The sequence below is a fragment of the Streptomyces sp. NBC_00576 genome (genome assembly GCF_036345175.1).
Taxonomy (GTDB): Bacteria; Actinomycetota; Actinomycetes; order Streptomycetales; family Streptomycetaceae; genus Streptomyces.
On record NZ_CP107780.1, the window covers coordinates 9467491 to 9481645 of the forward strand.

Genomic DNA, 14155 nt, shown 5'->3' on the forward strand with positions numbered 1-14155 from the left:
TCTGTGGGCGGTGTGGTGAGTCGGTGTCAGTGGTCGGCGTCCCTGCCGATGTACACATCGGCGAACGCGGCTGCGGCGGCGGGGGAGTTCAGGATGCGGCGGAGGCGGGCCAGGGTCGTGCCGGAACGGAACGGATCGCCCGACGAGGCCCCGTGGTAGATGTCCGACAGCCACAGCGAGAACTCCTGGTACTGCCAGACGCGCCGCAGACACGCCTCCGAGTAGCCGTTCAGGCCGCCGGGGTCGCCCTTCGTGAGGTAGGTGACGAGTCCGTCGCCGAGCAGGAAGGCGTCGTGCAGGGCGAGGTTCATTCCCTTGGCTGCGATGGGAGCGGTGAGATGGGCCGAGTCGCCGGCCAGGAACAGCCGCCCGAACTGCATCGGTTCCACCACGTAGTTGTGCATGTCGAGGACGCGCTTCTCGATCAGCCGGCCCTCGTTGAGCGGGGGCGCCCCCAATGCGTCGAACCGTTGGTGGAGTTCGGTCCAGACGCGGTCGTCCGGCCAGTTCTCCGGGTCGTCGCCGGGCGGGCACTCCAGGTAGTAGCGGGTGACTTCGGGGCCCCGGGCCATGTGCCCGGCGAAGCCGCGCGGGTGGATGCCGAACATCACGCAGTCGTTGGACGGCGGCGCCTCGGCGAGGAGGGCCAGCCAGCCGATGCCGTAGTCGTGCCGCGCGATCCGGGCATGCGCCGCCGGAATTGCCGTACGGGTCACCCCCCGAGCCCCGTCGCACCCGGCGATGAACTCGCCCTGCACGTACTCCCGTTGGCCCGTTTCCGCTGAGACGTACGACACCGCGGGCCGGTCGGTGTCGAGGTCGTGCACGAGTACGTCCCGCACGCCGAAACGGATGTCGCCGCTGCGTACGTCCGCGTACTCGCGCACCAGGTCCGTCACCAACAGCGGCTGGGGATAGGCGAAGTGGCGGTGGCCCGACAGCTCGGCGTACTCGAACCGATGGCGTCGGCCGCCGAACCGGAACTCGCACCTCGTGTGCGTACCGGCCCGCTCCAGCAACGTGTCGGCCAGGCCCCGCTGTTGGAGGGCGCGAACCGCCCACTCCTCGATGAACCCGGCCCGGGGGTGCTGCTCGATGAACTCCCTGCTCTCCGTCTCCAGCACCACACAGTCGATGTCGGCGGCCCGCAGGATGTTCCCGACGGTGAGCCCGGCGGGTCCGGCGCCCACGATCACCACCGGAAAGCGTTGTGCGGACGGGGAGTTGGCCGTGGAGTCGGGGGGAGGTGGGGCGAAGGTCACCCGAGCATTATGTCGGCCCGCCGCAGACGGATAGCCCGATCTTTTCGTTATCGGCGGTCCTGGGGCGCGTCTCCTCTCCGAGTCGCTCGCAAGCGATCTCCGCAATCTCCGCAAGCGATCTCCGTAAGCGACTCACCCCCCACTCCCCCAGAGCCAAGGACGAACCCTTGAACACACAGATCAGCCGACGCGGCGTGCTGAAGTTCACCGGCGCGACGGCGGGCGCCGTCACCATCGGTACGACCCTCGCCGCCCCGCCCGCCTCGGCGGCAGGCGCGAGTCTCGTACACCCGGGCATGCTGCACACCCGGACGGATCTGGACCGGATGGCGAAGAAGGTGAAGGCCGGGGCAGCGCCGTACACGGCGGGGTTCGCGCGGCTGACCGCCAACCGGCATGCGCAGAGCGGCTGGACGGCCAATCCGCAGGCCACCGTCTACCGGGGCGAGGGCTCGCCGCAGAACTACGCGATCCTCTACAACGACATCCACGCGGCCTACCAGAACGCCCTGCGGTGGCATGTCACCGGTGAGAGCGCATACGGCGACACGGCCGTGGCGATCCTGAACGCCTGGTCGGCGAAGCTGACCGAGGTGGCGGGCTCCGCCGACCGGTTCCTCGCGGCGGGCCTGTACGGCTACCAGTTCGCCAACGCGGCCGAACTCGTCCGCGACCACGCCGACTTCGACCTCGACCGCTTCCAGAAGATGATGCTGGACGTCTTCCACCCGCTCAGCGAGGACTTCCTGGCGAACCACAACGGCGCCGTCATCACCAACTACTGGGCCAACTGGGACCTCACGGCCATCGCCTGCGTCCTGGCCGTCGGCATCCTCTGCGACGACCGAGCCAAGATCGACCGGGCCGTCGAGTACTTCAAGCACGGCGCCGGCATGGGCTCGGTCAAGAACGCCATCCCGGTCGTGCACGACGACCAGGAGCTCGCCGAATGGGTCGAGGCGGGCCGCGACCAGGGGCACGCCCTGCTCGGCGTGGGCCTGATGGGCACGGTCTGCGAGATGGCCTGGAACCAGGGCATCGATCTGTACGGCTACGACGACAGCCGTTTCCTCAAGGGCGCCCAGTACGTGGCCAAGTGGAGCATGGGCGGCGCGGTGCCGTACACGGCGAACACCCGCAAGAAGGGTGCGGTCAACGGCTGGTCGGGCAGCGAGAGTGCGACCGCAGCCGCCGCCGTGGACCCGGCGATGGCCCGCCCGATCTGGGCCATGATCGCCAACCACTACACCAAGCGTCGGGGTCTGTCCGCGAACTATCTGACCCGTATCGCCGCCCAGGCGTCCCCCGAGGGCGGCGGCGGTGACTACGGCCCCAACAGCGGTGGATACGACCAACTCGGCTTCGGGACACTGGCGTTCACCCGCGACAGGGTGAGCGCGAGTCCGAGTCCCGCGTCGCAGAGTGCGGCTGAGAGTGCCGGTGGGGCGGGTGCAGCGCCGTCGGTCGGTGCGACTCCCCAGGGCGGCAAGGGCGAGGACCTCGCCGCGACCGGTACGACGGACGTCGTCGCCTGGACCGCGGCGACCGGCATCACCGCTCTCGCGGGCGGGCTTCTGCTGCTGCGTCGGCGGGGGCGGTCCGGCGGGTCGGCACAGTGAGGCTGCCGGAACGGGCGGGTTCGCGCGTCAGCCGAGGCGGGGCAGCTCGATGGCCGGGCAGCGGTCCATGACCATGTCGAGTCCGGCGGCGCGGGTCCGGTCGTACGCGGCTTCGTCGATGACGCCGAGCTGGTACCAGACCGCCTTGGCGCCGATGGCGGCGGCCTCGTCGGCGACCGGACCCGCGAGGTCGCTGTTCACGAACACATCGACCACGTCGACGTCGAAGGGGATGTCGGCCAGCGAGGCGTAACCCTGCTCACCGTGGACCGTCTCGGCCTTCGGGTGGACGGGGACGATCCGCTTGCCGTGGCGCTGGAGGACCTCGGCCACGCGGTACGCGGCCCGCTGCTGGTTCGACGACAGGCCCACGATCGCCCAGGTGTCGCCGAGCTCGGTCAGGATCTTGCGGATCGTCGCTGGGTCGCCGTACACGCCCGGCCTCCTTGGGATTCGTACAGCCGCTGTTGTCCGCGACAACAGCGGTCGGCCTGCGGTGATTCCCCGCGTTGTCGCCGGGGTGGGTGTCCGGGGGCCCGGCAGATGCATGATGTGCGGTGTGGTTGCTGACACGGGATGGTGGGCGGAACGGTGCGCGAAGAGGCCCACGGCGTGTGCCGCGGGCCCCTGCGGCGGCTGGCTCAGCTCGCCAGGGCGGCGGGCTGCCACACGGCCTCGGGGTCGAGCGGCAGGTTCGGCCGGTCGCGTTTGAAGGCCGCGGCCTCCTCCTCCACGTCCGGCAGTGCGGCGCCGGGTGCTGCGAACCCCCGCAACAGGGTTTCGCAGTACTCGCTGGACAGGTACGAGGCGTCCCAACTGCCGTCCGGTTTCACCCACTGGTAGGTGTGGTTGTGCAGATTCAGGAACTGCAGGGTGGCCAGATGCGGTTCGACCGCGCGGAAGGTGCCTTGCTCCACGGCTTCCGTGAGCAGTCCCCGGACCAGTTGCTCGAACTCCGCGCGCTGGCCGAGCAGCGTGTCGAGATAGTCGCCGGTGAGGCTGCGGTAGTCGTGCTCGTAGACCCAGATGTGGTCGAGCCTGCGGAAGATGATCGTCAGCAGGGACTCCGACAGCAGACGAAGCCGCACCAGTGGGTCCGCGTCGAGGCCCGCGATCTGCCGGGCGCGGGACAGCAGCGGGTCCATCACTCGCGACTGGATCTCGATCAGCAGATTCTCCTTGGACCCGATGTAGTAGTACAGGGCGCCCTTGGCGAGTCCGACCGCACGGCCCAGTTCGTTGATGGAGGTCGCCGCGTAGCCATGACGGGCGAAGAGGGTCGCCGCGGTGTCGATGATCTTCTGTCGTCGGACCTCGTAGCCCGGCCCGTGGCCCGGTGGTCGTGGCATGTGGTTCTCCCCGCCTGATGTGCCGACATTTCGACGTGCCGATGAGACATGGCCTCGGGCCCGCGTCCGGACGGCCTGCGGTACATCGGGAAAGCGGGTCCGGGACCTTGCGCTCTGGCGCTTGATCAGTTTGCTAGACCGAACGGTACATTAAAAGAGGGCCGCCACGACCTCGACCTGCGAGATGCCGGACAGCGCGGCCGGAGCGCGACCAACTGGGCCCCGACGGGGAACGAACCACCCACAAAGGCGCCGCGAGGAACAGCGCGACAACCCCACCAACCCGAGCCAAAACGAACCGCCGACCCAGCGGAGCGTTACGCTCGGCACCGTGCTCCGCATCTACGACGTCCGAACCGCCGAGTCCGTAGTCGCCGCCCCGGCCCGCCGGGCCCTGACCCGTGTCGAGGCCCATGCGCCGGCCTTCGGCGCCACCGCCCTGCGTGTCCTCCTGGTCGCCGACGTCCTTGTCCGCGCCCTGGAGATCGGCGGCACCCCCGTGTGGGCCGTGCTGGCCGGTGAGGAACAGGTGGCCGAACTCCGGGCCGGCGCCGCGGCTCTCGGCGTCCGGCCCTTCGAGGACCGGCGTGACGTCGGACCGGAGTTCGCGGAGGCCCAGCTGATCCATGTGGTGAGCCGGGGTGCAGGGGCGACGGACGGCATCAGGATCGATGTCGCCCCGGTCGACTCCCCCGACTCCGCGACCGCTCCCGGAGACATCGACCCCGCGACCCTCCGCCTCGCCCTGCTGGCCCACCCCCGCTCCGAGCCCGTCCACCTGACGACGGCCGCCCTGGCCGACGCGGGGAGCACGCTCGCGCACTGGCGCCGGTCGGTCGCAGTCTGGGCGGGGCAGCCGTCCCGTCCGGTGCCCGAGGGGGTACGCCATGACCTGCGCGCCGCCTGGGAGGACGACCTGAATCTGCCCGCCGTACTGGACGTCCTGCGCAGCGTCGAGACCCTCGACGGGATGCCGGACGGGGCCCGCTTCGAGACGTACGCCTACGCCGACCGCATCCTCGGCCTCGAACTCACCCGCGAGATCGGGTCGTTGGCGTGACCGACCGCCGCAGCCTGGGCCCGCTGCGTCGTCTGGTTGTCCTGCGGCACGCCAAGTCGGCCTGGCCGACGGGTGTCGACGACCACGACCGCCCCCTCGGTCCGCGCGGTCTGCGCGACGCCCCCGCCGCCGGCCGCGCGCTCGCCGAGGCCGACTGCCTGCCCGACCTCGCCCTCTGCTCCACCGCCGAACGTGCCCGCCGCACCTTGGAGTTGGCGGCGGCCGAGTGGGGAGCCCCAGCGCCGGTCCGGCACGATCCGAGGCTGTACGGGGCCGACGTACCGGAGTTGCTGGCCGTCGTGCGTGAAGTCCCGCCCACCGTCGGGACGTTGCTGCTGGTCGGGCACAATCCCGGGCTGGAGGAGCTGGTGCTGGAGCTGGCCGGCGACGCGCTGGACACCGTACGGACGAAGTTCCCGACCTCCGCGGTCGCCGTCCTGGCCTGGCACGGCGACAGTTGGCACGACCTCGCGCCCGGCACGGCCCTGCTCACGGACATGATCGTGCCGCGCGGGAAGACACCCCGCTGACCTGACCGGGTCAGCCCACGTGGACGCGCGGACGGCGATCGGGGTCCGGTTCGGCGCGGCGGAGCACCTCGCGGGTGACCGGGGCGACCTCGCCGTGGCCGAAGACCAGGAAGCGGACCAGGTGGCTGAAGGGGTTGCCCTCGGTCCAGTTGAAGTAGGCGTGCGGGACCTGGCCGGTGCGGTCGCGCAGTTGCATCAGCACCGCCGCGATGGTGTTCGGCACGGTCGCGCCCTCCACGCGCAGCCGGCGCGCGCCGTGCTTCTCGTCGCCGCGCACGGCGAGATCGGCCGTGAAGTCGGAGGAGTCCTGCACGAACACCTCCAGGAACAGCACCGGACGGCCGTCCGGGATGTGGGTCTGCTCGCGCTGGCTGTGCTCCTTGGCGCGGTACTCCCGGGTGCTGTGCTCCTGGGGTTCGTTCGCGACCAGGAGAAGCGGGCCGCTGGTGGCCGCCTCGTCGATGATGCGGACAGCGGTCTCGTCGAAGGTCACTTCCGCGGCCCGCAGTTCGAAGGCGCGGCGCACCCGGGAGGCGAACGACGTCACGAGGATCGCCAGGATGAAGATCGCTGCGATCTTGATGCCGTCGGGCCGCTCGATCACGTTCGTGACCAGCGTGTAGGCGAACACCGCCGTGATCGCGCCGAAGCCGATCGTGGCGGCCCGATGGCCGCGCTTGTGCACGGCGACCGCGGACGCGAACGACGCGGACAGCATCAGTACCAGCACACCGGTCGCGTACGCGCCGCTCTGGTCGTCGACGTTCGCGTTGAACCAGAGCGTGATGAACACGGCCGCCGCCATGAACACCAGCACCAACGGCCGGACGGCGCGCGTCCATTCGGGCGCCATGCCGTAGCGCGGCAGATAGCGCGGCACGAGGTTCAGCAGGCCGGCGAGCGCGGAGGCGCCCGCGAACCAGAGGATCGCGATCGTCGAGATGTCGTAGACCGTGCCGAAGGCCTCGCCGAGGTGCTCGTGCGCGAGATAGGCGAGCGCGCGCCCGTTCGCCGGGCCGCCGCTCTCGAAGGCGGACTGCGGGATCAGGATCGTCGTCGCCAGACTGGACAGCAGCAGAAAGCAGCTCATGATCACGGCGGCCGTGGTGAGCAGCTTGCGGGTCTCCCGGATCCGCCCTTCAGGCCGCTCGTGCGTGTCCGTCGCATCCCCCTTGACCTGCGGCATCACCGCCACGCCCGTCTCGAAGCCGGACATGCCCAGCGCCAGCTTCGGGAAGACGAGCAGCGCCACGCCGATCATCGCGAGCGGCGAGGAGTGCTCCGCGGTCATCGCGTCGGTCCAGTCGCCGATCCTGACGGGGTGGCCGATCACCTCCCAGGCGGAGACGGCGAGGACGACGACGTTGAGGGTGAGATAGGCGCCCACGAGTACGACGGCGATGCCGATGGCCTCCTTGAAGCCCTTCAGGAACACCGCGCCCAGCCCAAGGACCAGAACGAGTGTGATCCACACGTTCCCGCCGTGCATCCAGTGCGGGGCGAAAGGATTCTCCACGACATGTGCGGAGGCGTCCGCCGCCGACAGGGTGATCGTGATCATGAAGTCCGTGGCAGCGAACCCGAGCAGCACGAGCACGAAGATCTTCCCCGACCACCAGGGCAGCAGCCGCTCCAGCATGGCGATCGACCCCTCTCCGTGCGGACTCTCCCGCGCGACCCGGCGATAGACCGGCAGCGCGCCGAGCAGCGTCAGCGCGATCAGTACGAGGGTGGCGAGCGGGGAGAGGAGACCGGCCGCGAGGGCAGCGATGCCCGGCTGGTAGCCGAGTGTCGAGAAGTAGTCGACGCCGGTGAGGCACATGACCCGCCACCACTTGTGGCCCCGGTGGTCCTCGGCCGGAGTAGCGTGCGGCCCCGGATGCCGGGCCGGCCGCTCGGTCAGCCCCTCCAGCAGCCAGGCCCGCCAGCGGGGCGCGGACGGCGCGGACGGCGTGGACGGCACGGACGCGGAGGGACTCGGTTCCTCGGGCCCGGCGCTGTCCTTGCTGTCCACCTGGGCGCCGGTCATGCGGTGATCTCCTTGAGGTCTTCTTTGTGTGTTGTTTACTTCTTTGTTTACTTCTCTATGCATTCGGCCCGGCCTGCGGCCTTTTGGCAACGAGGAGTGAGTATCCACTACGCCGGCGCCCGTAGGGTGGCCGGATGCCGGACGAGTACCGCACAGTGGCCCACGCGGGTGTGCACGAGACCGAGGTCAACCGATCCCGCTTCCTGTGCGCCCTCGCCCCCGCGGCCACCGAACAGGAGGCGCAGGAGTTCGTCGCCGCCGTCCGTAAGGAGCACTCGGACGCCACCCACAACTGCTTCGCGTACGTCATCGGCGCCGACGCCTCCGTCCAGAGGGCGAGCGACGACGGCGAACCGGGCGGCACCGCCGGAGTCCCCATGCTCCAGATGCTGCTGCGCAGGGACATGCGGTACGTCGTCGCCGTCGTCACCCGCTACTACGGCGGCGTCAAACTGGGCGCGGGCGGCCTGATCCGGGCATACGGGGGAGCGGTCGGCGAAGCCCTCGACGTGCTCGGCACCCGCACCCGCCGCCGGTTCCGGCTGGCCACGGTGACCGTCGACCACCAGCGGGCCGGAAAGGTCCAGAACGACCTGCGGTCCACCGGCCGCGAGGTGCGCGATGTGCGCTACGGCGAGGCCGTCACGATCGAGATCGGGCTCCCGGACACCGATGTGGACGCCTTCCGGGCATGGCTGGCGGACGCGACGGCGGGGACCGCCGGATTCGCCCTCGGTGGAGAGGCGTACGGGGACGCATGAGCGCCGCGATGTCCTCGGGGGCTGCACATCGGGCCGATACGGGAGTAACCGCCCGTGATGTCAGACCCGGCTGTTAGTTTCGGGGATCATGAGACTGCTGCACACGTCCGACTGGCATCTCGGCCGCTCCTTCCACCGGGTGAACATGCTCGGGGCGCAGGCCGAGTTCATCGGCCATCTCGTTTCCGTCGCGCGGGAGCGCGAGGTCGACGCGGTGGTCGTGTCGGGCGATGTGTACGACCGGGCGGTGCCCCCGCTGGCCGCCGTCGAGCTCTTCGACGATGCCCTGCACCGGCTCGCCGACCTCGGCGTGCCGACGGTGATGATCTCCGGGAACCATGACTCGGCCCGCCGCCTCGGCGTCGGGGCCGGGCTCATCGACCGCGCCGGCGTCCATCTGCGCACCGACCCGTCGGCCGTCGGCACCCCCGTGATGCTCCGGGACGCCTTCGGTGACGTCGCCTTCTATGGACTGCCCTATCTCGAACCGGCCTTGGTGAAGGACGGGTTCGGGGTGGAGAAGGCGGGCCATGAGAGTGTCCTCGCCGCCGCCATGGACCGGGTCCGCGCCGACCTCGCCACACGCGCGCGGAACACACGTTCCGTCGTCCTCGCCCATGCCTTCGTCACCGGCGGCGAGGCCAGCGACAGCGAGCGGGACATCACCGTCGGAGGGGTCGCCGCCGTGCCCTCCGGGGTGTTCGACGGCGTCGACTACGTGGCGCTGGGCCATCTGCACGGCTGCCAGACCATCACCGGGCGGGTGCGTTACTCGGGCTCCCCGCTGCCGTACTCCTTCTCGGAGGCCGACCACCGCAAGAGCATGTGGCTGATCGACCTGGTGGGCGACGGCTCGCTGACCGCGGAGCGCGTCGACTGCCCGGTGCCGCGCCCGCTCGCCCGCATCCGGGGGGCGTTGGAGGAACTGCTCGCAGATCCGGGCCTCGCCCGTCACGAGGACGCGTGGGTCGAGGCGACGCTCACCGACGCGGTGCGCCCCGCCGACCCCATGGCCCGGCTCATGGAACGGTTCCCGCACACCCTCAGCCTCGCCTTCGATCCGGAGCGGCACCCGGGGGACCCGGACGTGACGTACGCGCGGCGCCTGGCGGGGCGGGGCGACCAGGAGATCGCGGAGGACTTCGTCCTGCATGTGCGGGGCGCGGGGGCGGACGAGCACGAACGGGGCGTCCTGCGGGACGTGTTCGACGCGGTGCGGGCCGACGAGACGGTACGAGAGGTGGCGCGGTGAAGGCGGCGCGGACTGCGTGGTGCGGGTGGATCGCGGACAGGTCCCCTGGGCGAGGTGCTTCCCGGAGGATCGGCATCGCCACAGGGACAGCCGCCGACCTGCACGGCGGCGACCCGGCACACCGCCGCCGCCACGGTGACCTGCGCACGGAGGGTGCCCGGTGAGGCTGCACCGGCTGGACATCACGGCCTTCGGGCCCTTCGGCGGCGCCCAGCAGGTCGACTTCGGCGAGCTGTCCGCCGCCGGGCTCTTCCTCCTGCACGGTCCGACGGGCGCGGGCAAGACCTCCGTCCTGGACGCCGTCTGCTACGCGCTGTACGGCTCGGTGCCCGGCGCCCGCCAGGGCGGCTCGCTGCGCAGCGACCATGCCGAGCCCGGCACCCGTACCGAGGTCACCCTCGAACTCACCGTCGCCGGGCGCCGGTTGGAAGTCACCCGGCAGCCGCCCTGGGAGCGCCCCAAGAAGCGCGGCGCGGGCACGACGCTGGACAAGGCACAGAGCTGGCTGCGCGAGTACGACGCCTCGGCCGGTGCCTGGAAGGACCTCAGCCGCTCCCACCAGGAGATCGGAGAAGAGATCACCCAGCTGCTCGGGATGAGCCGCGAGCAGTTCTGCCAGGTCGTGCTGCTGCCCCAGGGTGACTTCGCCCGTTTTCTGCGCGCCGACGCCGAGGCCCGCGGCAAGCTGCTCGGCCGCCTCTTCGACACGCATCGCTTCGCCGAAGTCGAGAAGCGCCTCGCGGATCGCCGGCGCGCCGCTGAAGCCGAAGTGCGTGACGGCGACGCGGAGTTGCTGGCCGACGCGCACCGTATGCAACAGGCCGCCGGTGACGCCATGGCGCTGCCCGGCCTCACGCCGGGTGAACCGGGGCTGGCCGAGGCCATCATGGGCGCCGCGGCCGTGGCCCGCTGCACCGCGCGTGAGCTGCTCACCATCGCCCACTGTGCCCGCGCCGCCGCCGAGTCGGCGCAGGTCGCGGCCGACGTCGCGCTGGCCGACGTACGCGAAGTGGCCCGGTTGCAGCTGCGGTTCGCCCAGGCGCGGGAGCGGGCCGGGCGGCTGGAGGAGCGGGCGGACGCGCACCGGGAGGACCGGGCGCGGCTGGAGCGGGCCCGCAAAGCCGAGGCGGTGGCGCCCGCGCTGGAGCTGCGGGAGGCCGCCGAGACCGAGCACCGGCGCGCGGCCGACGGCGAATCACGTGCGCGTGCCCTGCTGCCGGAGAGCTTCACGGACGCCGGCGCCGGTGGCCTGGCCGCCGCCTCACGCCGGGCCGCCGAGGAGCTGGGCGGACTCGAATCCGCCCGCCGCGCCGAACAACGCCTGACTCAACTCGTCGCCGAGCGCACCGGCCTGGACCGTCAGGAGCGCGCCGACGAGGACGTCCTGCACGACGCCGAGAACTGGCTCGGCGACTGGGAGGCGACGAGGGCGGGCCTCCAGACCCGCATCGAGTCGGCCCAGGAAGCCGCCACCAGGGCCGAACAGCTCGCCGTCCAGCGGGAACCCGCGCAGAACCGGCTCAGGGCGGCCCGCCAACGCGACGCGTTCGCCCAGGACACGGACGAGGCGCAGAAACACGTACTGGCGGCGCGCGAGCGTGCCACGGAGGCGAAGGCCCACTGGCTCGACCTCAAGGAACAGCGACTGAACGGCATCGCCGCCGAGCTGGCCGCCCATCTCAGCGACGGCGAACCCTGCGCCGTCTGCGGAGCCACCGAACACCCGGCGCCCGCACGGAAGATCGCCGGGCACGTCGACCGCGAGGCGGAGGAACAGGCGCTGGCCGCCTACCAGCGGGCCGACGAGCGGCGCGCCGAGGACGAACGGCGACTGGGCCTCGTACGCGAGGCACTGGCGGCTGCCACCGCCGAGGCCGGGGACGCGCCCACCGATCAACTCGCCGAACAGGCCGAGGAGTTGGAGCGACGGTACGAGGAGGCCCGACGGGGCGCCTCCGGGCTGCACCCGGCCCGCGAGGACCTGCGCAGTGCCGAGCAGGAACACGAGCGCCGCACCGTCGCCCAGCAGGAGGCGGCACTCAGGACGGCGTCCCGGGTCGCCCGCCGGGACACCCTCGACCGCGAACGCACCGCGCTGGAGGAGGAGTTGGCGCAGGCCCGGGGCGGCGCCGAGAGCGTCGCCGTGCGGGCAGCGCAGCTGGAACGGCAGACCGCGCTGCTCACCGAGACCGCCGAGGCCGCCCGCGCCGCCGAGGACACCGCCCAGCGCCTCAAGGACGCCGACGCCCGCCTCGCCGACGCCGCCTACCGCGCCGGGTTCGACACGCCACGCGCGGCGGCGGACGCCCTCGTGGACGACGCCGAGCACCGCGAACTCCAACGGCGGCTGGACGCCTGGCAGTCCGAAGAGGCCGCCGTCCGGGCCGCCCTCGCCGAGCCCGACACCGTGGCCGCCGCGCAGCAGTCGCCCGCCGACCTCGCGGGCGCGGAACAGACCGCCTCGGCTGCCGCCCGGCGCCTGCGGGAGGCTGCCTCCGCCCGCGACGCCGCCGCGAGCCGCTGCACCGAACTCGACCGCCTGTCCGCCCGCTCGGCCACCGCCGTACGACGGCTCGCGCCGCTGCGGGCCGCCCATGACCGGGTGGCCCGCCTCGCCACCCTCACCGCGGGCACCTCGGCCGACAACGAACGCAGGATGCGGCTGGAGTCGTACGTCCTCGCGGCCCGCCTGGAGCAGGTGGCGGCCGCCGCGACGGCACGGCTGCGGCGCATGTCGTCCGGGCGCTACACCCTCGTCCACTCCGACGACCGGGCCGGGCGGGGCCGCAGCGGCCTCGGGCTGCATGTAGTCGACGCCTGGACCGGCCGTGAGCGGGACACGGCGACCCTCTCCGGCGGCGAGACGTTCTTCGCCTCGCTCGCCCTCGCCCTCGGTCTCGCGGACGTCGTCACGGACGAGGCCGGCGGGGTCCGCCTCGACACCCTCTTCATCGACGAGGGCTTCGGCAGCCTCGACGACCAGACGCTGGACGAGGTCCTGGACGTCCTCGACTCGCTGCGCGAACGAGACCGCAGCGTCGGCATCGTCAGCCATGTGCCGGATCTGCGGCGGCGGATCCACGCCCAGCTCGAAGTGGTGAAGGGGAGATCGGGGTCGGTGGTGCGACAGCGGGGCGGTGAGTGAGGCCGCGAGCCGCCGGGAGATCAGGCCGGACCGGTCGGCGGTGCTCAGGCGCTCACTGGCCGACGGGACGGCGGGGGAGCGGTGAGGAGTAGACGACACTCGTGGTCACCGAGCCCAGCACGCCGATCTTTCCCGACACCTCCTCCAGATGACGCATGGAACGCGCGACGACCTTGATGACGAAACAGTCGTCACCCGTCACGTGATGCGTCTCCAGGATCTCGGGTGTCACGGCGACCAGGTCGTGGAACGGCTTGTAGTTGCCGTTGGGGTACCTGAGCCGGACGAAGGCGAGGATCGGCAGGCCGAGCCGCTCCGGGTCGACGACCGCCGCGTACCCCTGGATGACACCGGCCTCCTCCAGCCGGCGCACCCGCTCGGTGACCGCGCTCGGGGACATCGCGACGGCGCGCGCCAGCTCGGCGAAACTGGCGCGGCCGTCCCGCTGGAGGACATCGAGAATGCGCCAGTCGGTGGCGTCCGGGGAAAACGTACTCATGCCCGAGCAATAGCAGGGGAATCCCCGGCTGATCAAGAGAAAGGGCGTGGATCACACCTTCAGGTGAAGTGATCGTCGGCCGTAGATTTCTGGCCATGGAGTCCCGACCCCTCCGACCGGACTCGCACCAGGGAAAGGCCAGACCATGAGTGTCAGCACCACCGTCGTCAACCCCGTCCTGCGCGTCGCCCCGGCCTCCCCGGCAGAGGCCGCCGCCTACTTCGGCGCGAGCCTCTCCTTCCACGCCGACGTGTCCGACGTGGCCGCCGCCCTCGCGGCCGACGGCGACCCCGGATTCGTCGTCATCGACACGCGTTCCACCGAGTCCTGGGACCAGGGCCACATCCCGGGCGCCCTCCACCTGCCTACGGCCCTGATCCCCGAGCAGGCCGCCGGGCTGCTCGACAAGTCCGTACCTATGGTGACGTACTGCTGGGGCCCCGGCTGCAACGGGGCGACCCGTGCCGCCCTCGCCCTGGCCCAACTCGGCTACCAGGTCAAGGAGATGCTCGGCGGCTTCGAGTACTGGGTGCGCGAGGGCTTCGAGTTCGAGACATGGGAGGGCCGGGAGCGCCGCGAAGCCGACGCGTTGACGGCCCCGGTGGACGCGACGGACTGCGGCTGCTGAAGCAAACGCCGGCCTCCGTCC

At 71.4% G+C, this 14155-nt stretch carries 12 protein-coding genes; 7 read left to right on the forward strand and 5 right to left on the reverse strand.

What is annotated here, in order from left to right; translation table 11 throughout:
* Nucleotides 1–26: 26 nt before the first annotated feature.
* Nucleotides 27–1199 (reverse strand): 4-hydroxybenzoate 3-monooxygenase, encoded by a 1173-nt coding sequence (locus OG734_RS41375; protein WP_330293979.1) that lies wholly within the window; start codon nt 1197–1199, stop codon nt 27–29.
* A gap of 230 nt (nt 1200–1429) precedes the next feature.
* Between OG734_RS41375 and OG734_RS41380 the strand changes: the two genes are divergently transcribed.
* A complete protein-coding gene (locus tag OG734_RS41380) occupies nt 1430–2881 on the forward strand; it encodes an alginate lyase family protein (protein ID WP_330292514.1) in 1452 nt (483 codons plus the stop codon).
* Between the two features lie 27 nt (nt 2882–2908).
* Here the strand turns inward: OG734_RS41380 and OG734_RS41385 are convergent, their stop codons facing one another.
* Both OG734_RS41385 and OG734_RS41390 read right to left on the reverse strand, forming a co-directional pair.
* Nucleotides 2909–3316, reverse strand: a complete 408-nt coding sequence (locus OG734_RS41385; RefSeq protein ID WP_330292515.1) for a CoA-binding protein — start codon at nt 3314–3316, stop codon at nt 2909–2911.
* A gap of 206 nt (nt 3317–3522) precedes the next feature.
* A complete protein-coding gene (locus OG734_RS41390) occupies nt 3523–4230 on the reverse strand; it encodes a TetR/AcrR family transcriptional regulator (RefSeq protein WP_330292516.1) in 708 nt (235 codons plus the stop codon).
* 331 nt (nt 4231–4561) lie between these two features.
* On the opposite strand from OG734_RS41390, the gene OG734_RS41395 reads away from it, so the two are divergent.
* Together OG734_RS41395 and OG734_RS41400 are read left to right on the forward strand one after the other, a co-directional pair.
* Entirely contained in the window at nt 4562–5290 is a 729-nt protein-coding gene (locus OG734_RS41395) for a hypothetical protein (RefSeq protein ID WP_330292517.1), read from the forward strand.
* Nucleotides 5287–5820, forward strand: a complete 534-nt coding sequence (locus OG734_RS41400; RefSeq protein WP_330292518.1) for a SixA phosphatase family protein — start codon at nt 5287–5289, stop codon at nt 5818–5820. Before OG734_RS41395 ends, OG734_RS41400 begins: the two co-directional genes overlap by 4 nt.
* Before the next feature lie 10 nt (nt 5821–5830).
* Here OG734_RS41400 and OG734_RS41405 read toward each other — a convergent pair whose 3' ends face one another.
* Nucleotides 5831–7849 carry an amino acid transporter gene (locus OG734_RS41405; protein ID WP_330292519.1) on the reverse strand — a complete coding sequence of 673 codons (2019 nt, stop codon included), beginning with the start codon at nt 7847–7849 and terminating at the stop codon, nt 5831–5833.
* Between the two features lie 134 nt (nt 7850–7983).
* Here OG734_RS41405 and OG734_RS41410 point away from each other — a divergent pair, with 134 nt between their 5' ends.
* From OG734_RS41410 to OG734_RS41420, 3 genes are all read left to right on the forward strand, one after another.
* The gene (locus OG734_RS41410) at nt 7984–8610 is read left to right on the forward strand and encodes a YigZ family protein (protein WP_330292520.1); all 627 of its coding nucleotides are present in this window, start codon (nt 7984–7986) and stop codon (nt 8608–8610) included.
* 88 nt (nt 8611–8698) lie between these two features.
* Nucleotides 8699–9862, forward strand: coding sequence for an exonuclease SbcCD subunit D (locus OG734_RS41415; RefSeq protein ID WP_330292521.1), 1164 nt, complete (start codon nt 8699–8701; stop codon nt 9860–9862).
* A 160-nt stretch (nt 9863–10022) separates the two neighbouring features.
* Nucleotides 10023–13007, forward strand: coding sequence for an SMC family ATPase (locus OG734_RS41420; RefSeq protein ID WP_330292522.1), 2985 nt, complete (start codon nt 10023–10025; stop codon nt 13005–13007).
* Between the two features lie 52 nt (nt 13008–13059).
* On the opposite strand, the gene OG734_RS41425 is transcribed toward OG734_RS41420, so the two are convergent.
* A complete protein-coding gene (locus OG734_RS41425; protein WP_330292523.1) occupies nt 13060–13506 on the reverse strand; it encodes an Lrp/AsnC family transcriptional regulator in 447 nt (148 codons plus the stop codon).
* A 145-nt stretch (nt 13507–13651) separates the two neighbouring features.
* Between OG734_RS41425 and OG734_RS41430 the strand changes: the two genes are divergently transcribed.
* Complete coding sequence (locus OG734_RS41430; protein WP_330292524.1) at nt 13652–14134, forward strand: rhodanese-like domain-containing protein; 483 nt, start codon at nt 13652–13654, stop codon at nt 14132–14134.
* Nucleotides 14135–14155 lie beyond the last annotated feature (21 nt).

What these genes read in the sequence shown, in the direction of transcription:
- OG734_RS41390 (WP_330292516.1), bottom strand. Translation starts at nt 4,230, where the DNA reads ATGCCACGACCACCGGGCCACGGGCCGGGCTACGAGGTCCGACGACAG.
- OG734_RS41405 (WP_330292519.1), bottom strand. Translation starts at nt 7,849, where the DNA reads ATGACCGGCGCCCAGGTGGACAGCAAGGACAGCGCCGGGCCCGAGGAA.
- OG734_RS41410 (WP_330292520.1), top strand. Translation starts at nt 7,984, where the DNA reads ATGCCGGACGAGTACCGCACAGTGGCCCACGCGGGTGTGCACGAGACC.
- OG734_RS41415 (WP_330292521.1), top strand. Translation starts at nt 8,699, where the DNA reads ATGAGACTGCTGCACACGTCCGACTGGCATCTCGGCCGCTCCTTCCAC.
- OG734_RS41425 (WP_330292523.1), bottom strand. Translation starts at nt 13,506, where the DNA reads ATGAGTACGTTTTCCCCGGACGCCACCGACTGGCGCATTCTCGATGTC.
- OG734_RS41430 (WP_330292524.1), top strand. Translation starts at nt 13,652, where the DNA reads ATGAGTGTCAGCACCACCGTCGTCAACCCCGTCCTGCGCGTCGCCCCG.